We start from the raw sequence: 20,988 nt of genomic DNA, 5'->3' as shown, positions 1-20,988 counted from the left end.
GCAGGGTACGGCCGCACCGTTGCGGCGCGCGTGTTGTCGCTATGGCTTTGTGGCCGTGGTCAATCCAGTTTTTGTTCTGGCGCTGTTGCCTGCGGCAGCTTGCAGTTAAACGCTGGCGCCGCGTCTTGCAGGTCGAGGTGGCTCATCAATGTTGGGGCCAGAACCTTTAGCACTTGTACTGTCAGGGCGCTGGTGAATTTGTATTTGGCTGCGTCCGTGCCGGCCACGTAGGCGACGACCGTGCCGAAGTAGCGGTCTCCGAGATAGAAGACGAAGGCGCCGGAGCGGCTGACCACCCGTTCGGAAATGAGCCCGCCGCCGCGGCTGAAGGTTTTGAAGCGGTTGTCGCCGGTGCCGGTCTTGCCCCCCACGGCGACGGGTTTGCCGTCTTTCTGCACGAATGTGCCGGAGATACGCTTGGCGGTGCCGCCTTCCACCACGCCGGCCAGCGCGGATTTGACCAGTGGCGCAATCTCGGGCGGGAGCACGCGTTCGCCTGCGCTGGGGTCGCGGCAGAGCATGACTTCGTAGGGTGTGTTGGCGGCAAAGCGCAGGCGGTCGATGCGCACACTGGGCAGGCGGATGCCGTCGTTTTCAATGATGCCCATCAGCTCCGCGAGCGAAGCCGGCCGATCTGCCGAGGCTCCAATGGCCGTGCCATATGACGGCACCAGCGACTCAAACGGATAGCCCAGCCGCTTCCACATGGCGTGAATCTGCTGGAACGCTTCGATCTCCAGCATCTGCTTGATGCGCTTGTCCTGCGCGCCCTTGCGGTGCGATTGCAGAAGCCATTTGTAGACGGAAAGCCGTTCTGCCGCGCTCGCCTCATTCACTTGCGCGAGCGTGGCTTGAGGATGGGTTCGCAGATACGCCACCAGCCACAGTTCGAGCGGATGCAGCCGCGCGATGTAGCCGCGGTCAGCCAGGTCAAAGCGTTGGACGGAGTACTTCTCATACAGGTTGGTCAGTTCAGCTTCGTCCAGCTTTGCGCCGGGCAGGTAAGTGCGAATGAACGCGGCGAGTTTGCCCGGCCCGGCCTCCGGGTCGATGCTGCGGTAGATCGTGGCCAGCCGCACCGGCGTGGCACGCGTGCTTTGCACCAGGATGGCTTCGCGCTCGTGGTCTGTCTTGCCTTTGTACTTGGCATAGAACCGGCCCATGAAGAGCTTGCCTTCGCGGTTGGCAAAGCGCTGCAGATAGACCTGTCGCTGCGGGGAATCCGGATCGGTCAGGGCCTCGGCGCCGGCGTTGGGCAACTGATGCTGAAAGTAGCGCGAGATGTCGCGCATGATTCGCACGAAGACGAGGTTGACGGAGTGCTTGAGCCCCTCGCGCACCGTGAAGTTCTGGGTGCCCTCCCATTTCTCGAAGTTCTCGAAACTCTGCATGCCGCCGCCGGTGGCAAACCACTCGCCGGCGTTGCCAGAGTATTTACGCTCCATCGAGGCATCAAGCATCGCCGCGAGCGAACGGCCTTGCGGGTTGTCGTGCATGCGGGCCAGGTAATCCACGGCCCAGCGCTCAATCGGGTTCTGCGCGGGGATGTTGATCTTGCGCAGCACCGCCGCGGGCTGGCCGGCATAACGCTTATGCAGCTCGGCCACGATCTGGAGATACGTCACCAGCGTGCGCAGCTTGGCTGTGGAACCCAGATCCAGCTTCACGCCTTCGTTAATGTCAAACGGCTTGTCGAACGTATCGGCCTGCACCAGCAAGCGGTTGCCGCCAGACGCGCGCTCGTACAGCGTGAAGCTGTAGGTCACGCCGCGCGGGTCACCGTGCTCCAGCATCATGTCGCCAACCAGACCGGCAGCCTTGGCGCGCGCGGGGTCGCGCAGCTTGTGCAGCTCAGACGAAATATCGCGCTGCAAGGGCGCGTCGAGCGTGCTGCTGGCGGTCAGGTCGAGCCGGTCAAGCGCATACATGCGCGAGACGCCCAGCATGCCCGCCAGGTTCACGCGTACGGCGTTCGTGCCTTTGTGCTCGACGGGTGGAGGCGGCACGCGCGTGTTCAGGGCCTGCTGCTTGAGCGATTGCGCAATCGCCGCGTCACGCAGTGCGGGCGGGATGACGCCGGATGCAGCCAGCACGCGCAGGTAGGCGTTGGTCAGCGTTTCGAGTTCATCGAGGTTCTCGAGGTAGTACGACGGCCGCCGTTGTGACACCAGCAGGCTCAGCGCCTCTTTGTACGCCAGCGCGCGGTCCGCCAGTGGCGCCGCGGGCTCGGCCGACAGCAGCGCATTCACCTGCGCGAAGTCACGCCCGTACCAAACCCACAGCGCATCGCCAATGCCCTGAATCTCGCCAAACCCGGCGCGCGCGCCCAGCGGCACGGTGTTCAGGTAATCGACTGCAAGCTGATGGCGTGCGGCGGTGGTGTCTTCGCCGTTCAGGTAGGCGCGCGCAGATGCAGATGCCATCTGGCGCAGCTTTTCGCTGGGGGAGTCGGTGCGGCCTTCGGGGGAATGGCGGTATTTCTCGATTTGCGTGGCGAGTGTGCTGCCACCGGGCGATTCGTGCGCGGCGTTGACGGTGTGCAGGGCGCGGTCCCACACGGCGCGCGCCAGGCGCGACCATTCCACGGCCGGATTGCGTTTTGGGTATTCGGTTTGCAGCAGCGTGCGGTTCTCGATCGCGAGCAGCGAGTTGACGAGCAGCGGCGGCACCGACTCGAATTTGTCATACACGCGTTCAGGGTGCCGCACCCGATAGATCGGGCGGCCGTCGTCATCCAGCAGTTCCAGACCGGCCTGGTCTTTCTCGCGGTAGGGCGGATTCATGCCGCTGTCCATTCGCGCGACCATCTCTTTGGATGGCACGGCCTGCTGCGCGACGATGTAGCCGCGCGAGCGCAGGCGATCCAGAAAGGTGGGGAGATCGTGATACCCGAGCCGCTCATCGTAAGGGCCGGAGTTCGGATAGCGGGCCGAACTGTTGGCCCCAGGCTTGACGGGAAAGGTTTGCGATTTCGCCAGACGCGCGAAGTAGCGGGCTTGCCAGGAGGATGTGCGGAATTCGTGAACGACGAGCAAGGCGGCCATCGCAAGCACCAGCGCCACGATGAGGGCCAACTTGATGATGACGGGGCGGCGTATTCTTTTCACTCGCTTGCGCTCCAATCGCAGGCGGACGCGCGCCTTCTTTCAATCTAGCCCATGCGGCCGTCGTGTCCAGCGGCTTGTAACTTTGACGCCGCAATTGCAAGCCTTACGAGGGCGCGTAATACGGAATCTTCTGCTCGTCATACAACCGATACGTCAGCGCCAGGATGGCCTGGATGTCATCAGACTCATCCAGCAGGCGCGTGCTCAAGATAATGGGCGAGACCAGTTGCGGATCGTCGAGTTCCATGTAGCAGACGTCTTCGCGCCGCAGGCCCGCCACACTGCGCGGCACCACCGACACGCCTTCACCAGCCGCAACCAGCCCCAAGGCAATTTGCAATTCCCGTGCCTCGTAAATCTTGCTCGGTTCCAGCGCGCGATCGTGGAACAGGGCGAGCACCTGATCGGCATAGCTCGGACGCGGCGCGCGCGGATAAATGATGAGCGTGTCGCCCACCAGGTCGCGCAATGACACCTCAGGCTTTGTCCCCAGCAACGGATGTCCCGATGGCAACGCGACTATCAGCCGCTCATCACGCAGCAGGATGCGGCGCACGTTCGGGTCTTCGTAGCGAATGCGGCCAAAGCCCACATCAATGCGGCCACCCTTGAGTGCCTGGATCTGATCCATGGTGGTCATCTCATGCATGGTCAGATCGACCATCGGGTACTCCGCCCGAAACCGCCGGATGACCTTCGGCAGCATCCCATACAGCGTTGAGGCTACGAAACCGATCGACATGCGCCGCTCGATCTGCCCAACGCGCTGCGTCATCGAGGCGAGTTCTGCCGTTTGCGCCAGCAACTGGCGCGCATGCGCGTGGAAGAAGCGGCCGGCCTCGGTCAGCTTGAGCGGGCGGCTGCCGCGCTCGAACAGCAGCACGCCGATTTCCTCTTCAAGCTGCTGAATCTGCCGCGAGAGCGGCGGCTGGGCGATATGCAGGCGCTCGGCCGCACGCGTGAAGTTCAACTCCTCGGCGACGGCCACGAAGTAGCGGAGGTGGCGCAGTTCCATATTCAACCTTATAGGTATGGCGCTGATACTAAATCGGTGTTGGACGCAATTAATCGCGCTGAGTAATCTGGTTTCCAACGTTGATAGCAGTTCTTCTGATACCTGGAAAACATGATTCGCTCAATCGAGGCCATTCTAGTGGATGTGCCTACCATCCGTCCCCACAAGCTCTCCGTTGCCACCATGCACGTGCAGACGCTGGTGCTCGTGCACGTGTGCTGCGAAGACGGCATCGAAGGCTGGGGCGAAGCCACCACCATCGGCGGCCTGAACTACGGCGAAGAGAGCCCCGAGAGCATCAAGGTCAACATCGACACGCACATCGCGCCGCTGCTGATCGGCATGGATGCACGCAACGTGGCGGCTGCCATGGCAAAGGTGCGCAAGACCATCCAGGGCAACCGGTTTGCCAAGTGCGCGCTGGAAACAGCGCTGCTCGATGCGCAGGCACGCCGGCTGAATGTGCCGCTGTCGGAGCTGCTGGGCGGCCGTTTGCGTGATGCGCTGCCGGTGGCCTGGACGCTCGCCAGCGGCGACACGAAAAAGGACATTGCCGAGGCAGAGGTCATGCTCGCTGAGCGCCGCCACCGCATCTTCAAGTTGAAGATCGGCCTGCGCCCCGTGGCAGATGATGTGGCCCATGTGCTGGCGATCAAGCATGCGCTGGGTGATGCCGTGAGTGTGCGCGTGGACGTCAACCAAGCCTGGAGCGAACTCGACGCCGCCAACGGCATCGCCGCACTGCAAGCCGGCGGCATTGATCTGATTGAACAACCCGTGCGCGCCGAGAACCGCGCCGCGCTGGAACGCCTGGCCCGCCAGTTTGCCGTGCCGATGATGGCTGACGAAGCGCTGCACGGCCCGCTGGATGCCTTCGAGCTGGCCTGCGGCGCCAGTGCCGATGTCTTTGCCGTGAAGATCGCGCAGTCCGGCGGGTTGATTCCCGCCATGCAGGTGGCGGCCATCGCGCAGCTTGCGGGCATCAGCCTGTACGGCGGCACGATGCTTGAAGGTGCCGTCGGCACGGCGGCGTCTGCCCATGTGTTTTCCACCTTCGGCGACCTGCAGTTCGGCACCGAACTGTTCGGGCCCTTGTTGCTCACGCAAGAACTGCTGACCGAGCCGCTGCAGTACCGCGACTTCATGTTGAAGGTGCCCACCGGCCCCGGCCTCGGCATCCAGATCGATCGCGACAAGCTCGCGCGCCTGCGTCGCCAATAACAACACCTAAGACAACCCATCAAGGAGATCGCGATGCTGTTTCAAGTTCGCATGGACGTCCACCTGCCGGTCGATATGCCCGCCGATGTTGCCAACGAAATCAAGGCGCGCGAGAAAGCCTACTCGCAAGATCTGCAGCGCAGCGGCAAGTGGCGCCACATCTGGCGCGTGGTTGGCGAGTATGCGAACTACAGCATCTTCGACGTGCAGAGCAACGCTGAACTGCACGACATCCTGACGGCGTTGCCGCTGTTTCCGTACATGGACATTTCCGTGACGCCGCTGTGCCGTCACCCGTCGTCAATTCATGGCGACGACGCCTGAAGCTGAAAGATCGCCTGGACATCCCCCCAAAAACCAAGTGGAGACACTCATCATGAACGCGCACGTATTCCAAACGAAAGAAGTGCAGGACTTGCTAAAGGCTGCTACCAACCTGGATGGCAATCAGGGCAATGCCCGCCTGAAGCAGATCACTCACCGTCTGCTGGCCGATCTGTTCAAGGCCATCGACGATCTCGATATCACGCCGGATGAGGTCTGGGCGGGCATCAACTACCTGAACAAGCTCGGCCAGGATGGTGAGGCGGCGCTGCTTGCCGCCGGTGTGGGCCTGGAGAAGTACCTCGACATTCGCATGGATGCTGCGGACGAGGCGCTTGGCATCCAGGGCGGGACGCCGCGCACGATCGAAGGCCCCCTGTACGTTGCGGGCGCGACGGTGCGCGATCGTGTGTCGCGCATCGACGTCGATCCGGACCCGGCTGCGGGCCCGCTGATCATCCGCGGCACGGTGACGGGCCAGGATGGCAAGCCGGTGGCAGGCGCGGTGGTCGAGTGCTGGCATGCGAACTCGAACGGCTTCTACTCGCACTTTGATCCGACCGGTGAGCAGAGCCCGTTCAACCTGCGCGGCGCAGTCCGGACCGGTGCTGACGGCAAGTACGAATTCCACACGCTCATGCCGGTGGGCTACGGCTGCCCGCCGCAAGGTGCGACCCAGCAACTGCTGAACGGGCTTGCCCGCCACGGTAACCGTCCGGCGCATGTGCACTTCTTCGTGACGAGCGACGGGCACCGCAAGCTGACGACGCAATTCAACATCGAAGGCGATCCGCTGATCTGGGACGACTTCGCCTATGCCACCCGCGAAGAGTTGATTCCGCACGTGGTCGAAAAAACCGGCGGTGTCGCGCTCGGCCTGAAGACCGATGCATACAAGGACATTGAGTTCGACGTTGTCCTGACGCCGCTGGTGCAGGGCAAGGACAACCAGCGCGTGAATCGTCTGCGCGCTTCGGCTGAGGCCTGAGGCCTGAGCCCTCAACGTGGAGACAACCATGTCCGCCTTGATCGACAAAACCAACGAACTGGACCACCTGCTCTCAACCGCGGTGGTGGATGACAAAGAGGCGGGCATTTTTCGCTGCCGTCGAGACATCTTCACCAACCCGGATCTGTTCGAACTGGAGATGAAGCACATCTTCGAGAACAACTGGGTGTATCTGGCGCACGAAAGCCAGATTCCGAACAACAACGACTACTACACCACGTGGATCGGCCGCCAGCCGATCGTCGTCACCCGCGACAAGACCGGGGAGCTGCACGCCGTCATCAACGCCTGCGCGCACAAGGGTGCCATGCTGTGCCGCCGCAAGCACGGCAACAAGGGCAGCTTCACGTGTCCGTTTCACGGCTGGACGTTCTCCAACACCGGCAAGCTGCTCAAGGTGAAGGACGAAAAGACCACCGAGTATCCAGTGCAGTTCAACACCCACGGCTCGCACGATCTGAAAAAGGTCGCGCGCTTCCAGAACTATCGCGGCTTCCTGTTCGGCAGTCTCAATGCTGACGTGCAACCGCTGGAGGCGTACCTTGGCGAAGCCCGGGTGATCATCGACCAGATCGTCGACCAGGCACCCGACGGCCTGGAAGTGGTGCGCGGCAACTCCTCCTATGTCTACGAAGGCAACTGGAAGATGCAGATGGAGAACGGCTGCGACGGCTACCACGTGAGCACCGTGCACTGGAATTACGCCGCGACGATGGGCCGGCGCAAGGAAGGCGGCACTCAGGCGGTGGATGCCAATAGCTGGAGCAAATCGGTGGCTGGCGTCTATGGCTTCGAGCACGGTCATATCCTGCTGTGGACCCAGACGATGAACCCGGAAGTGCGGCCGGTTTATGCGCACCGTGACGAAATCAAGGCACGTGTGGGCGAAACCACGGCGGACTTCATCGTCAATCAGACCCGCAACCTGTGCCTGTATCCGAACGTGTTCCTGATGGACCAGTTCAGCACGCAGATTCGCGTGGTCCGTCCGATCAGCGTTGACAAAACCGAGGTCTCGATCTTCTGCTTCGCGCCGAAGGGCGAGAGCGCAACCGACCGTGCGACGCGCATCCGCCAGTATGAGGATTTCTTCAACGTCACCGGCATGGGCACCGCCGATGATCTGGAGGAATTCCGCGCCTGCCAGAACGGGTATGCCGGCACAACCGCCCTGTGGAACGATTTGTCGCGTGGCGCGCCGCTGTGGGTGCACGGCCCCGACGAGAACGCCACGAAAATGGGCTTGAAGCCGCTGATCTCGGGCGAGCGCAGTGAAGACGAAGGTTTGTTTGTTTGCCAGCACGAATACTGGGTGCAAGTCATGCGCGACGCATTGAAGAAAGAATGCGAAGGGGTGCCGGTATGAACGCCAACTACCAGAACATTTGCGCTGCTCTGTACCGCGAGGCACGCCTGCTTGACGACCGCCAGTGGGACGCCTGGCTGGCGTGCTACGCCGAAGACGTTACGTACTGGATGCCCGCCTGGGATGACGACGATCAACTGACCGACGACCCGCAGAGCCAGATCTCGTTGATGTACTACGGCGATCGCTGTGGGCTGGAAGACCGCGTCTTCCGCATCAAGACCGAGCGCAGCGGCGCCTCCACGCCGGAGCCGAGAACCAGTCACAACATCACCAACGTGGAAGTCTTGGCCGAGCGCGGTGACGAAGTTGATGTGCGCTACAACTTCCACACGCTCAGCCACCGATACAAGACCACTGACCAGTTCTTCGGCACGATGTTCGTCACCATGCGCCGCGCCGGCGACGGCTTCCTGATCGCATCCAAGAAGATCGTCCTGAAGAACGACTACATCCGGCAGGTGCTCGACGTCTATCACGTCTGATTGCACCCACGTATCAAAGGCAGTGGAGGTTTTTCATGTCCAGTTTCACAGTTGCACTCAATTTCGAGGACGGTGTCACCCGTTTCATCGACTGCAAAGCGGGGGAGAAGGTGCTCGATGCCGCCTTCCGCGCCAAGATCAACCTGCCGATGGATTGCTCCGATGGCGTCTGCGGAACCTGCAAGTGCCGCGCCGAGAGCGGCAGCTATGACCTCGGTGACGACTACATCGAGGAAGCGCTGACCGAAGACGAGAAAAACACCGGCCTGGTGCTCACGTGCCAGATGGTGCCGCATAGCGATTGCGTGATCGCGGTACCGACCACCTCGACCAGTTGCAAGACCGGGCAGAGCAGCTTCGGGGCAACGCTGTCAAAAGTCGAGCTGCACAACGATGCCGCCGTCGTGCTCGAACTGGACGTGGATGCGACGGCGCCGGTGTTTCTGCCGGGCCAGTACGTCAACATCGGCGTGCCCGGCAGCGGTCAGCACCGGTCGTATTCGTTCTCATCGGCGCCCGGAGAAGCGAAAGTCAGCTTCCTGATCAAGAAGATTCCCGGCGGCGTGATGAGTCGCTGGCTCGAAGCCGCGCGGCCCGGCGACAAGCTCGATCTGCAGGGTCCGCTGGGCAGCTTCTACCTGCGCGACGTGCAGCGGCCGCTGCTGTTCCTTGCCGGCGGCACGGGCCTCGCGCCGTTTCTGTCGATGCTTGAGGTGCTGGCGCGCAGCAATTCGCAGCAGAAGGTGCATCTGATTTATGGCGTGACCCGTGACCTCGACCTGGTGCAGGTCGAAGCGATCGAGGCCTATGCGGCGAGGTTGCCGAATTTCAGCTACGCCACCGTCGTGGCCGACGCCGCGTCGAATCATCCACGCAAGGGCTGGGTGACACAGCACATTCCGGCCAACGCCCTGAACGATGGCGACGTGGACGTGTATCTGTGCGGGCCGCCGCCGATGGTCGATGCCGTACGCAAGTACTTTGACGACGCAGGCGTGAAGCCCAACAGCTTCCACTACGAGAAGTTCACCCCCAACGCAACACCGAACGCGAAGGCAGCATGAGCATGCAACGTTTCTCAGGCAAGGCCGTCGTCGTGACCGGCGCGGCGCAGGGCATCGGGCGCGGTGTTGCGATGGCCGCAGCGGAAGAAGGCGCCCAGATATTGCTGGTGGACCGCGCGGAGCTGGTCTACGAAGTTCAGGCCGAGATTGCTGCAGCCGGTGGCCAGGCCCACACCGTCACGGCGGATCTGGAAACCTACGCAGGCGCCCAGCATGCCGTGCAGACTGCGCTCGACACCTTCGGCCGCGTGGACGTGCTCATCAACAACGTCGGCGGCACGATCTGGGCCAAGCCTTATCAGCACTATGAAGAGGCGCAGATCGAGGCGGAGATCCGCCGTTCGCTGTTCCCGACGCTGTGGTGCTGCCGCGCGGTGCTGCCGCACATGGTCGAGCGCCATCAGGGCGTGATTGTGAATGTGTCGTCCATCGCCACGCGCGGCATCTACCGGATTCCGTATTCGGCGGCCAAGGGCGGCGTCAACGCGCTCACGGCCAGCCTGGCGTTGGAGCATGCAGAAGACAACATCCGCGTCAACGCCGTCGCCACGGGCGGCACGGAGGCACCGCCGCGCAAGATCCCGCGCAACGCGGCGCCCATGTCGGAGCAGGAAACGACTTGGTACCAGGGCATCGTCGACCAGACCATTGCCAGCAGCCTGATGCACCGCTACGGCACGATCGACGAGCAGGTACGGGCGATCCTCTTCCTGGCTTCGGACGAAGCCTCGTACATCACGGGGACGGTACTTCCTGTCGGGGGCGGAGACTTGGGTTGAAGTCCGCAGCGTGCCGGCAGAGCGCGCCATCCGTTGAAGAAACCAACCCAGCACGAGAAAGGCGATCACGCCTTCAAAAGAAAAACACCAAAGGAGACCACCCATGCGTCAGATTGATCTGCACGCAGTGGCCGACCACGCCCGGTTCGGCCGCTTCCACGCCATCACGCTGTTCTGGTGCGCGCTCATCATCATCTTTGACGGCTACGACCTTGCCATTGCGGGCATTGCGCTGCCGTCCATCATGAAGGACATGGGCGTCACGCCCACCAGCGCTGGCTTCATGGTCAGCGCGGCGCTGTTCGGGATGATGTTCGGCGCGATCTTTCTCGGCACGATTGCCGACCGCATCGGTCGACGCTGGGCGATTGCCGTGTGCATCGCATTGTTCAGCGTCTTTACGGCGGCAGCGGGTTTTGCGACAGACCCCGTCACTTTCAGCGTGATGCGCTTTCTGGCCGGTCTGGGTATCGGCGGCGTGATGCCGAACGTAGTGGCGCAGATGACCGAGTACTCGCCGCGCCGGGTGCGCAGCACGCTGGTCACGCTCATGTTCAGCGGCTATTCGGTGGGCGGCATGCTGGCGGCGCTGCTCGGCAAGGGCCTGCTCGAGCGCTATGGGTGGCAATCGGTGTTTCTTGCGGCGGCGCTGCCGGTGCTGCTGGTGCCGGCCATTCTGCGCTGGCTGCCGGAATCGATGCCGTTCCTGCTGCGCGCCGGCAAGCTCGATGCCGTGAAGGACATCGTGCGCAAGTTGAGTCCTGACAGCGCGCCACAGCCGGGCGACACCTTCGTCCTGCCCGAGGCCGACCGCGGTAACGAAGCCTCACTGGGCAAGCTGTTCCAGGACGGACGCGGCTTCAGCACGACCATGTTCTGGCTCGCCTTCTTTATGTGTCTGTTCATGGTCTATGCGCTCAGCTCGTGGTTGACCAAGCTGATGGCATCAGCGGGCTATAGCCTCGGCTCGGCGTTGACGTTTGTGCTGGTGCTGAACTTCGGCGCCATGCTCGGCGCGATTGGCGGCGGCTGGCTGGCGGATCGCTTCAACATCAAGTACGTGCTGATGGCCATGTATGCGCTGGCGGCGGTGTCGATTGCGTTGCTGGGCATCAAAACTTCGACCGAGGCGCTGTACCTGCTGGTGGCCGTGGCTGGCGGCTGCACCATCGGCACGCAGATCGTGACGTACGCCTATGCCGGGCAGTTCTATCCGATGAGCATTCGCTCTACAGGCATCGGCTGGGCGTCGGGCGTCGGGCGCAGCGGGGCCATTCTTGCGCCCATCGCTATCGGCATGCTGGTGGGAATGGCGCTGCCGCTGCACCACAACTTCTTTGCCATGGCCGTGCCAGCAGTGATTGCCACGATTGCCGTGGCGTTCATCAATCACCAACGGTCGGCTTCGGCCATCGCGCGCTAGCGCCGGGTGCCCGCCATGCAGCCATCGAGCACGCAAGCGGCCCCGCGCGGCATTCTTGCGGACGGGTCTGTCTCTGCTGTCGCAGCCGGATTTCTGGCGGTCCTGATTTCGTATGCTGGGCCGCTCGTCATCTTCTTTCAGGCAGCGCAGGCCGCGCACGTATCCGATGCGATGGTGGCATCGTGGGTCTGGGCGATCTCCATCGGTGCGGCCGTGTCCGGCATCTACACGAGCTGGCGATGGAAGGCGCCCGTGGTGACGGCGTGGTCGGCGCCGGGCACGGCACTGCTGGTGTCGTTGTTTCCGGCACTGTCACTGGGCGAAGCGGTGGGGGCGTATATCACGGCGGCGATCATCCTCCTGCTGATCGGCGTGTCAGGCACGTTTGACCGGCTGATGCGGCTGATTCCCAGGGGCATTGCCTTCGGCATGATGGCGGGCATTCTGTTCCAGTTCGGCGCGCATGCCTTTGCTGCCGCGTCGGCCATGCCGTTGCTGGCGTTTTCCATGATTGCCGCCTACCTGCTGGGCCGGCGCTGGTGGCCGCGCTACTGCATCGTGGTGGTGTTGCTGGCGGGGATTGCGCTGGCGATGGCGCTGGGCCAGACGCATTTCGACGGGATGTCGTTCGAACTGGCCCGCCCGATCTTCATTGCGCCGCACTGGACTGTGAGTTCAACGTTGAGCCTGGCCATTCCGCTTGTCGTCGTTAGCCTCGCAGGGCAGTTCCTGCCGGGCATGGCGGTGTTGCGCGGCTCCGGCTATGACACACCAGCCCGCCCGATCATGACGGCCACCAGCGTCGCATCGATTGGCGTGGCGTTCTTCGGCGGCATCACCATCGTCATCGCGGCGATTACCGCAGCACTATGCACCGGCAAGGATGCACACGACGATCCGGCCAAACGCTACGTGGCCGGCATTGCCAACGGGGTGTTCTATCTGATTGGCGGCACGTTTGCGGGCGCCATCGTGATGCTGTTTGCCGCGTTGCCCAAACCGTTTGTTGCGATCCTGGCGGGGCTGGCACTGATTGGCGCCATTGCATCAAACGTGGCGGGGGCGATTGAGGACGGTGAGCACCGGGAGGCTTCGATCATCACCTTCCTGGCCACGGCGTCGGGGTTGACGTTGTTCGGGCTGGGCTCGGCGTTCTGGGGCATCGTGATTGGCTCAGTGGCGGCCTTGATATTCAAGCCGGCGAGCCGATAATCCGCCCCAAAACAAGACGGCGCCAATGCGCCGCTTTCTTTTCGCTACGTGCCTTTACGGCATGGCTGAAGACTCAGCCGCGGTGTTTAGCCGAGGTACGAACCCGACTTGCCAACCACTTCAGCGTACGCCAGGTTGTCATCCCAACCCTTACGGAAGTAGTTGATGACTGCACGCAGCAGCGACGGACGGCGAGCGGCCTGGACTTGAGCTTGGCCGGCGAACTTCGAGGTGTAATAGGCTTGCTGGATCATGATGTTTTCTCTCAGTGCGTTATCTAGGGTTTTCCCGAGTATAGGGTTATCCCTAGGGCAGGGCAATGATGCAGCACAACCTTTCAGTCCATTCTGAACATCACCAGAAGTAAATAATCCGTCAAGCCGGCCATTGCTGGGTGGCGCAGTGGATTGCGCCGCCATCTGCAGCAAGCGGCGATTCAATGTGATTCGTTAATATCTTTTTCGGGTTGCATAAAAGATTTTTTAGCAGCAAGTTCCGCGCAGGAGATTGGGCGTCCGCCGAAGAAGTGCGCTTCTTCTTGCTTTGGCTTTTTATGTGGCGCCAATTTCATTCAACATGCGGGCTTGTTCTTTGATCAACATGCCCCCTACCATACGCCGCCGAATCCCCCGGTTTTGTTTCGAGGAGGCCTCGTATGGCGTATCCCCCAATCCCCGTGCCGGCAGACGGCGCGCCCAGTGCCAACGCGGCGTGGCAGGCGCGCAGTCGTGCGGCCGTTTGGCATCCGTGTACGCAGAACGCGCGACTCGATGCCATGCCGCCGCTCCCGATTGCACGCGGCCAGGGGCCATGGCTGATCGACTTTGATGGCAAGCGCTATCTGGACGGCACCAGCTCGTGGTGGGTGAACCTGTTCGGCCACGCCAATCCGCATATCAATGCCGCGCTCAAGACGCAGCTCGATTCGCTGGAGCACGTCATGCTGGCCGGCGCCACGCATCGCCCGGCGGTGGAGCTGGCCGAACGCCTGATTGACCTGACTGGCGGCGTGCTGGGCCACAGCTTTTTCGGCTCGGACGGCGCTTCCGCCGTGGAAATCGCGCTCAAGATGAGCTTCCACGCGCATCGGAATGCTGGGCAGGGCGCAGGGCGGGACACACCCAGCCGCTTCATCTGCCTGGAACACGGCTACCACGGTGAAACGCTCGGTGCGCTGGGCGTGACCGATGTGGCGATCTTTCGCGATGCGTATGACCCACTGATCCTGCAATCGCACCGTGTGCCATCTCCCGACGCGCGTCTGGCAGGGCCGGGCGAAACCGCTGCCGATGTGGCCGACCGCGCCCTGGCAGCGCTGCGCGATTGCCTGAGCGCCAACGCGGGCACCATCGCCGCCGTCATCATCGAGCCGCTGGTGCAATGCGCAGCCGGCATGGCCATGCACGACGTCAGCTACCTGCGCGGCGTGCGCGCGCTGTGCGATGAATTTGGCGTGCATTGGATTGCCGATGAGATTGCCGTCGGCTGCGGGCGCACCGGTACTTTTTTCGCTTGCGAGCAGGCTGGCGTGTGGCCGGACTTGTTGTGCCTGTCGAAAGGCATCAGCGGAGGGTATCTGCCGCTGTCGATCGTGCTGTCGCGCGATGCGATCTATAACGCCTTCAACGACGATGCGCCGGTGCGCAGCTTTTTGCATTCACATTCATACACGGGCAACCCATTGGCGTGCCGCGCGGCGCTGGCCACGCTGGATCTGTTTGCGGAAGAAGACGTCTTCGCCCGCAACCGCGTGACGGCCGCGCGCATCGCGCAGGGGCTGGCGCCGCTGTCGCACGACGCGCGCTTCGCCCATCTGCGGCAGACGGGGATGATCACCGCGTTTGACGTGCACCCCGAAGTGGCCGGTGCGCGTTTTGCCGAACGCTTTGCGCTGACGGCGCGCACGCACGGGCTGCTGCTGCGCCCGATTGGCAACACCGTCTATCTGCTGCCGCCTTATGTGCTGAGCGACGAAGAGACCGACACGCTGGTCGAACGCACGCTGCAGACGCTTGAAGACACACTCGCTCAGCCCATGGGCGAAACGGAAGAACACACCTATGCGATTGCTTGACGACCTGCAGGCGGGTCTGGCCGCCATTGACGCCGCGCACCTGCGCCGCGCGCGACGCACTGCTTACAGCCCGACCGACCGCAGCCAGCGCATCAGCGTGCCGGGTGGTGAGCCGCGCGACATTCTCGGCTTCTGCGGCAATGACTATCTTGGCTTGGCCGCGCATCCAGCATTGGCCGAAGCGGTGACGCGCGGCACGCAGCAATATGGTTTCGGCAGTGGCGCGTCGCACTTGGTCAGCGGCCATTCGATTGCACATGCACGGCTGGAAGCACGCATGGCAGCGCAGCAAGCCGCGCACATTCCCGATGCGGAGGCGCTGTTCTTCTGCACCGGTTACATGGCCAATCTGGCCGTGGTGACTGCCATGGCACAGGCCGGCGGCATCCGCCCAGCGGAGGACTGCACGATCTTTTCCGATGCGCTGAACCACGCCTCGCTCATTGATGGCGCGCGGTTGTCGCGGGCGCCCGTCAAGGTGTATCCACATGTCGATTTGGCTGCGCTGGAAGCACTTCTGGCGGCCAGCACCAGCCGCAACAAATTGATCGTGACCGATGGCGTGTTCAGCATGGACGGCGACATCGCGCCGCTGCCCGAGCTGCTTGCGCTGGCTGAACGTTACGACGCGTGGCTGATCGTCGATGATGCGCACGGCCTGGGTGTGCTGGGCGAGCAAGGTTCGGGCGTGCTGTCGCACTTCGGGCTGCGCTCGAAACGCCTCATTTATGTCGGCACGTTCGGCAAGGCGGCCGGTGGGTCGGGCGCGGCCATCGTGGCGCATCGTTTAGTGATCGACTGGCTGGTTCAGCGGGCGCGCACATATATCTTCACGACCGCCACGCCGCCGGGCATTGCGTGTGCAGTGGAGGCGGCACTCGACCTGATTGCGGGCGAGGAGGGTGCTGAACGTCGCGCGCGCCTTGACCGCCATATCGCTGTGTGGAGCGCGCACGCGCAGCGGCTGGCAGCGCGTTTCGGCTGGCAATGGATGCCGTCGCCCACGGCCATCCAGCCGATCGTGATTGGCGAGAACGCGCCCGCCATGGCGCTGGCCACCGCGCTGGAACGCGAAGGTATCCGCATTGCCGCTATCCGTCCGCCAACGGTGCCGGCAGGCACGGCGCGGCTGCGCATCACGCTGTCTGCCGCCCATACCGACGCAGACATCGAGCGCCTGGCGCAGGCGCTGGAAGCGGCCGGCCAATCGCTCCAACCCGCCAAGGCTGCCTGACATGCGCCAGCGTTTCGACTGCTTTGTCACCGGCACCGACACCGAGATCGGCAAGACACTGGTTAGCGCAGCCCTGCTGACCAAGCTGGCCGATGCCGGCTACCGTGCCGCGGGCCTCAAGCCGGTTGCCGCAGGCACTCTGGCTGGAGCCCTCACGCGTACCAACGAAGACGTCGAGCAACTGCGTGCCGCAGCGTCAGTTGATCTGCCGCTCGAAATGGTTTGCCCATGGCTGCTCGACGCGCCGATGTCTCCGCACCTGGCTGCTGCGCGTGAAGGCGTGACGATCACGCTGCCGCCCATTCTCGATGCCTTCGCGCAGGCAAAATCGCTGGCCGATGCCGTGGTGGTGGAGGGTGTGGGCGGCTTCCGCGTGCCGCTGTCGGAGGACGTTGACACGGCTGAGATGGCCGTTGCGCTGGGCTTGCCCGTGGTGCTGGTCGTGGGCCTGCGCCTGGGCTGCCTGAGCCACGCGGCACTCACCGCCGAGGCGATTGCGGCGCGCGGGCTGCATCTGGCTGGCTGGGTCGGCAACGTGGTCGATGCGTCCATGGCGGGGCTGGACGACAACGTCGCCACCCTGCGCCGTTGGATCAACGCCCCCCATCTGGGCACGATCCCGCGATTGCCGCACGCAGATGCACGCAGTGCGGCAACGCACCTCGATATCACGCCGCTACTCGGACGTTGAGCTGAGGCGCGGCGGTAAACTACCCCCTTCACTCAGTTCGACGGAGACAACTGTCATGCGCGCAATGCGTTGGCCGGCGGTAGCGATTGTGATTGCAGCAACGGCAGGATGTGCGGCATTGGAATCGCCTGTCACTAAGGGGCAGCGGCTGGTAGGCGCGGGCGAGCCCGCTGTGCAGGCGCAGTTCGGGCCGCCGCGCGAGACCTATCCGCTCGATGGCGGCACGCGCTGGCTTTATCCAACCAAACCGTACGGCCAGTTCACCTACGCGGCGGACTTTGACGCCAACGGCAAGCTCATCGCCTTCAAGCAGGTCTTGAGCAGCCTCGAATTTGCCCAGGCCAAAATTGGCGTCTGGACCCGGGATGACGTGCTGCGGCATTTCGGCCAGCCGGTCGAGACGGCGTATTTCCCGCGCATGGACCGGCTGGTCTGGTCTTACCGTTTCAAGTCGGACGACGTTTGGCCGTCGCTGATGCATTTTTATTTCGACCCCGCCGGCGTATTGCAACTCACGCAGATCACGCCCGACCCGCTCTACGATCCGGACCGCCCGCGACTGTTCCGTCGCTAGCCCAGCCCATCGGCCCGGTTGACGCGCCTGGCGCGCCTGGCCGGATTGCCACGCGGTGCCTGCCGCCCACGGTGCGCCACCCAGCAGGACGGCATCCTCCTGACGGGATTCCTTTTCAACAATGGCATGGGTGGATGCGTCCGAACGGGAAGAATGCAGAGCCATGCAGGTGGGTCGTCCGCGCATGTGATACGTGATTCTTCGGCATGCGTTGCCGCATTTTGCGTGTGACGCGCGGGTGGGAGGTATGCGGGTTGTGGTTTTCACCGAGCGGTGATTGGCTTGCGCATACCGAGGCAAGAACTAAGCTGGAATCAGATGTGGCGCGTAATACCGGCGATCAGTTGAAGCAGTTGATCACGCGGGCCGGGTGGCAGGATTGGGAGCGCATCATGCTGACGCATCGCTGGGTCGCTATCGACCCGATCGCAGCGGGACATCATCCGCTGTACGGCATTGCCGGATGGCTGCCGTGGGTGCTGTTCATTGCCATCGCCGGGCCAACGTGGGTGTTCTGGCAAGGGTTGTCGGTCGATGCGCTGCAATTGGCGGGCGCCGATCTCTTCAACGCCAAAACACCGGGCAGCGGCGCGATCAACGTGACCACGCTGCTGTATCTGATTTCCTCCGTGACGGTGCTGGTACTGGCCACCACGTACGACGGCGCATTTCGACTCGCCACGATCGCGCATATGGCGTTATTGCCACCGCTGATCGGGCTGATACTGATGGCGGGCAGTGTTCCTGGAGCGCGCACAACCTTCATCGATGGCGTGGTCGTGGCGATTGCGCTGACGCTCACGTGCGGTGTCTACCTGCAGGCCTCGCGCCGCGTGCACATCACCTTTGAACTACGCGACCTGGCGCCCGGCGAGCACGCCTGGTTTAAGCGCCAGAAACAGGCCGCGGCGGGTTGACCAGCGTCACCATCACGTAGCTCATGATGGTCAGCAGGAACCACGCGCCGAGCTTGGCCATCGACACCATCTCCCACCCCTGCAACTGGTTCGGATAGAGCCATGTGCGCGTGAACGTGCCGATGTTTTCCGCAAGCCAGATAAATAGCGCCACCAGCGTGAAACCCAGCAGGAACGGCATGCGACGGTGGACGCGGTCAATGCGGAAGTGAATCCAGCAGCGCCGGAATGCCAACGCAATCAGCGCCATCAGCGCGTAGCGCATGTCCCACCAGTAGTGGTGCGCGAAGAAATTCACGTAGATACCCAGCGAGAGCAGTGCCGTCACCGCCAGTGGCGGGTGGTGCGAGAAACGCAGGTCGAATTCGCGCCACGCCCGCGCGATATAGCTCCCCACCGAGGCGTACATGAAGCCCGTGAACAGCGGCACGCCGCCGATGCGCAGCACCGACGCTTCGGGATAAATCCACGAGCCGACTGCCGTCTTGAATACCTCCATGCCGGTGCCGGCCAGGTGGAACATCAAGATCACCTTGGCTTCGTCCAGCGTCTCCAGCTTTAGCCAGAGCAGGGCAACCTGAATGATGACGGCAGCCACCGTTAGCGCGTCGTATCGGGCGATCGGCGCATCAGCCGGGTACCAGAAGTGCGTTCCGATCAGCAGGGCGACCATCAAGCCGCCAAACAAACACGCCCAGGCCTGCTTGATGCCAAACACGACAAACTCGTGCAGCCCCGCCGCCAACCGGCCATGACGCGCTGCCCAGACACTGGTCCGGTCACGCCAATACGTAAAACGGGCCCGCAGGCCCGCTCGCAAGGAAATGCTTTGCGTCTGCATTCAGTCGATCAGCGCGAAGCGCGGCATCTGCCGGCCGTCGACTTCAACCATCTCGTGGAACATTGTCGACGGGCGTGTCCAGATCGTGCCGTTGGCGGCGCGGTAGACCGTCATCTGGATGGCGGGATCGGGCTCGTACGTGGCTTCGCACAGCCATTCGTATTCACCGCCCTTGTAGTGGCGGTAGCGGCGCGTTGGCGTGTTCTGCATGGCGGCTTCAGTGTTGCGTGGGCTTGTCTTCTTCGTCCACGTAGGGCACGTGTTTGCCTTCTTGCGTCTGCGCGCCGAGCTTGGCGTCTTCCATGGCGTCCTGGTACGCCAGCATGGCAGCGGCCACAGCTTCGGGCTCACCGTTGAACGAGATCACGCTCTGGCCGCAGTTCGGGCATTCGCCGCCAAAGATGGCGCGGATGCCCGGCATGTCGCGCGGCTCCATTCCTTCGAATTCGGTAAAGGCGGTCTGGCAAGCACCGCAGACCAGCTTTTCAGGACGCAGCGCGTCCAGCCGGGCGCTGGCCTGAGAAATGCGTTCGGCCGGCGTACCGCGTCGTTTGGCTTCGCCCATGGCGTCTCCTGTCTTTAAATGATCACAGGCTGGATCATACCGAACGGCACGGTGCCCAGACGGCCGGGCCGCCAAGGAACTCAAGCCGTTGCTTTGGACAGGGCGTGCTGCCGGGCGGTCTCAACGTAGTCCGGCGTGGGGTGCAGATCGTGGCTGCGTCCGGCCTTGGCGACCTGGCCGCTGGTGTCATGACCAATGAGGCCCGGCAGCAGCCGCGAAGCCTCCAGCAACGCACCAAGGTCGACGCCGGTGTCGTAGTTCAGGAGCGCAAGCATGTGCACCATGTCTTCGGTGCAGACGTTGCCGGAGGCACCGGGCGCGTAGGGGCAGCCCCCCAATCCGCCGAGTGCGCCATCGAAGCGATCGACTCCCGCCTGCAGTGCGGCCAGCACGTTGGCAAGCGCCATGCCGCGCGTGTTGTGCAAGTGCACGGTCAGCGTGGTCTGGGGGAACGCCAGCCGGAATGCAGAGCACAGCGCGAACACTTGGCTTGGCCAGGCCATGCCGGTGGTGTCGCACAGCGTGATGCCGCCGATGCCTGCCTCGACGGCCCGTGCCGCCCAGGTAAGCACGGTGCCAGTGGCGATCTGGCCTTCCATCGGACAGCCGAACGCGCATGAGAGCGAAAGGTTGAGCGACGTGCGGCTCGAACCGAATGCCGACGCGACCTGCGCGACCTGCTGGAACGACTGCCCGGGCGTCATGCGCAGGTTGGCGAGGTTGTGCGTTTCGCTTACCGACATGACGAGATTCAGCTCGTCGACATCGCAGTCCAACGCGCGTTCGGCGCCTCGCACATTCGGCACCAGTGCGGCGTAAGTGACACCGGGCACACGCGCGATACCGCGCATCACGTCTTGCGCGTCGGCAAGGGTCGGGATGGCCTTGGGCGAGGTGAACGAGGTGACTTCGATCTTGCTCAGTCCGCATTGGCTTAGCCGGTCGACAAGCGCGATCTTGTCTTGGGTCGGAACCATGCGCGGTTCTATCTGAAAGCCGTCACGCGTGGCGACTTCCTGGATGAACACCCTTTTCCCTTGGCCGTTGAGTACCACTGCGTTTCCCCGTGCTGGACATGTTGGAGCTG

General features: G+C 63.1%; 21 protein-coding genes. 14 read left to right on the top strand and 7 right to left on the bottom strand.

Translation table 11 applies throughout. The features are described from left to right. Positions 1–59: 59 nt before the first annotated feature. Together PSUB009319_RS11815 and PSUB009319_RS11810 are read right to left on the bottom strand one after the other, a co-directional pair. Entirely contained in the window at positions 60–3,107 is a 3,048-nt protein-coding gene (locus PSUB009319_RS11815) for a transglycosylase domain-containing protein (RefSeq protein WP_124382416.1), read from the bottom strand. A 103-nt stretch (positions 3,108–3,210) separates the two neighbouring features. Next, positions 3,211–4,122 carry a LysR family transcriptional regulator gene (locus PSUB009319_RS11810; protein WP_124382415.1) on the bottom strand — a complete coding sequence of 304 codons (912 nt, stop codon included), beginning with the start codon at positions 4,120–4,122 and terminating at the stop codon, positions 3,211–3,213. Positions 4,123–4,233: 111 nt separating this feature from the next. Between PSUB009319_RS11810 and PSUB009319_RS11805 the strand changes: the two genes are divergently transcribed. The 9 genes from PSUB009319_RS11805 (at position 4,234) to PSUB009319_RS11765 (ending at position 13,005) form a co-directional block, all read left to right on the top strand. Beyond that, a complete protein-coding gene (locus PSUB009319_RS11805) occupies positions 4,234–5,343 on the top strand; it encodes a muconate/chloromuconate family cycloisomerase (protein ID WP_124382414.1) in 1,110 nt (369 codons plus the stop codon). A 33-nt stretch (positions 5,344–5,376) separates the two neighbouring features. Further along, positions 5,377–5,667: a muconolactone Delta-isomerase gene (gene catC, locus PSUB009319_RS11800; protein WP_124382413.1), complete on the top strand. Its 291-nt coding sequence runs from the start codon at positions 5,377–5,379 to the stop codon at positions 5,665–5,667. A 52-nt stretch (positions 5,668–5,719) separates the two neighbouring features. Continuing rightward, positions 5,720–6,655 carry a catechol 1,2-dioxygenase gene (gene catA, locus PSUB009319_RS11795; protein ID WP_124382412.1) on the top strand — a complete coding sequence of 312 codons (936 nt, stop codon included), beginning with the start codon at positions 5,720–5,722 and terminating at the stop codon, positions 6,653–6,655. A gap of 28 nt (positions 6,656–6,683) precedes the next feature. Beyond that, positions 6,684–8,042 (top strand): Rieske 2Fe-2S domain-containing protein, encoded by a 1,359-nt coding sequence (locus tag PSUB009319_RS11790; protein WP_124382411.1) that lies wholly within the window; start codon positions 6,684–6,686, stop codon positions 8,040–8,042. Further along, the gene (benB, locus tag PSUB009319_RS11785) at positions 8,039–8,527 is read left to right on the top strand and encodes a benzoate 1,2-dioxygenase small subunit (protein ID WP_124382410.1); all 489 of its coding nucleotides are present in this window, start codon (positions 8,039–8,041) and stop codon (positions 8,525–8,527) included. Before PSUB009319_RS11790 ends, benB begins: the two co-directional genes overlap by 4 nt. A gap of 35 nt (positions 8,528–8,562) precedes the next feature. Continuing rightward, positions 8,563–9,591, top strand: a complete 1,029-nt coding sequence (benC, locus tag PSUB009319_RS11780) for a benzoate 1,2-dioxygenase electron transfer component BenC (protein ID WP_124382409.1) — start codon at positions 8,563–8,565, stop codon at positions 9,589–9,591. Further along, positions 9,588–10,370 (top strand): 1,6-dihydroxycyclohexa-2,4-diene-1-carboxylate dehydrogenase, encoded by a 783-nt coding sequence (locus PSUB009319_RS11775; protein WP_124382408.1) that lies wholly within the window; start codon positions 9,588–9,590, stop codon positions 10,368–10,370. The genes benC and PSUB009319_RS11775 overlap by 4 nt, the downstream gene beginning before the upstream one ends. Before the next feature lie 103 nt (positions 10,371–10,473). Further along, on the top strand, positions 10,474–11,793 hold the full coding sequence (locus tag PSUB009319_RS11770; protein WP_124382407.1) for an MFS transporter: 1,320 nt from the start codon (positions 10,474–10,476) through the stop codon (positions 11,791–11,793). 15 nt (positions 11,794–11,808) lie between these two features. Further along, the gene (locus PSUB009319_RS11765; RefSeq protein ID WP_124382406.1) at positions 11,809–13,005 is read left to right on the top strand and encodes a benzoate/H(+) symporter BenE family transporter; all 1,197 of its coding nucleotides are present in this window, start codon (positions 11,809–11,811) and stop codon (positions 13,003–13,005) included. 86 nt (positions 13,006–13,091) lie between these two features. Here the strand turns inward: PSUB009319_RS11765 and PSUB009319_RS22900 are convergent, their stop codons facing one another. Continuing rightward, positions 13,092–13,259 carry a hypothetical protein gene (locus PSUB009319_RS22900; RefSeq protein ID WP_185453452.1) on the bottom strand — a complete coding sequence of 56 codons (168 nt, stop codon included), beginning with the start codon at positions 13,257–13,259 and terminating at the stop codon, positions 13,092–13,094. A 401-nt stretch (positions 13,260–13,660) separates the two neighbouring features. Here PSUB009319_RS22900 and bioA point away from each other — a divergent pair, with 401 nt between their 5' ends. From bioA to PSUB009319_RS11740, 5 genes are all read left to right on the top strand, one after another. Continuing rightward, on the top strand, positions 13,661–15,079 hold the full coding sequence (bioA, locus tag PSUB009319_RS11760) for an adenosylmethionine--8-amino-7-oxononanoate transaminase (protein ID WP_124382405.1): 1,419 nt from the start codon (positions 13,661–13,663) through the stop codon (positions 15,077–15,079). Next, positions 15,066–16,313 carry an 8-amino-7-oxononanoate synthase gene (bioF, locus tag PSUB009319_RS11755; RefSeq protein ID WP_124382404.1) on the top strand — a complete coding sequence of 416 codons (1,248 nt, stop codon included), beginning with the start codon at positions 15,066–15,068 and terminating at the stop codon, positions 16,311–16,313. Before bioA ends, bioF begins: the two co-directional genes overlap by 14 nt. Position 16,314: 1 nt before the next feature. After that, positions 16,315–17,004, top strand: a complete 690-nt coding sequence (gene bioD / locus PSUB009319_RS11750; RefSeq protein WP_124382403.1) for a dethiobiotin synthase — start codon at positions 16,315–16,317, stop codon at positions 17,002–17,004. 55 nt (positions 17,005–17,059) lie between these two features. Continuing rightward, on the top strand, positions 17,060–17,578 hold the full coding sequence (locus PSUB009319_RS11745) for a hypothetical protein (RefSeq protein ID WP_124382402.1): 519 nt from the start codon (positions 17,060–17,062) through the stop codon (positions 17,576–17,578). Between the two features lie 392 nt (positions 17,579–17,970). Continuing rightward, a complete protein-coding gene (locus PSUB009319_RS11740) occupies positions 17,971–18,495 on the top strand; it encodes a hypothetical protein (protein WP_124382445.1) in 525 nt (174 codons plus the stop codon). Here PSUB009319_RS11740 and PSUB009319_RS11735 read toward each other — a convergent pair. From PSUB009319_RS11735 to PSUB009319_RS11720, 4 genes are all read right to left on the bottom strand, one after another. Then, positions 18,464–19,336, bottom strand: coding sequence for a DUF817 domain-containing protein (locus tag PSUB009319_RS11735; protein ID WP_124382401.1), 873 nt, complete (start codon positions 19,334–19,336; stop codon positions 18,464–18,466). The genes PSUB009319_RS11740 and PSUB009319_RS11735 overlap by 32 nt on opposite strands. Further along, on the bottom strand, positions 19,337–19,546 hold the full coding sequence (locus PSUB009319_RS11730; protein ID WP_124382400.1) for a DUF1653 domain-containing protein: 210 nt from the start codon (positions 19,544–19,546) through the stop codon (positions 19,337–19,339). A 7-nt stretch (positions 19,547–19,553) separates the two neighbouring features. Then, entirely contained in the window at positions 19,554–19,901 is a 348-nt protein-coding gene (locus PSUB009319_RS11725; protein WP_124382399.1) for a hypothetical protein, read from the bottom strand. 80 nt (positions 19,902–19,981) lie between these two features. After that, positions 19,982–20,929, bottom strand: a complete 948-nt coding sequence (locus PSUB009319_RS11720; protein WP_185453451.1) for a hydroxymethylglutaryl-CoA lyase — start codon at positions 20,927–20,929, stop codon at positions 19,982–19,984. Positions 20,930–20,988 lie beyond the last annotated feature (59 nt).

It is taken from the genome of Ralstonia sp. SET104, from assembly GCF_003851545.1.
Classification (GTDB): Bacteria; Pseudomonadota; Gammaproteobacteria; order Burkholderiales; family Burkholderiaceae; genus Ralstonia.
This window is presented reverse-complemented; position numbering and strand designations above follow the sequence as displayed.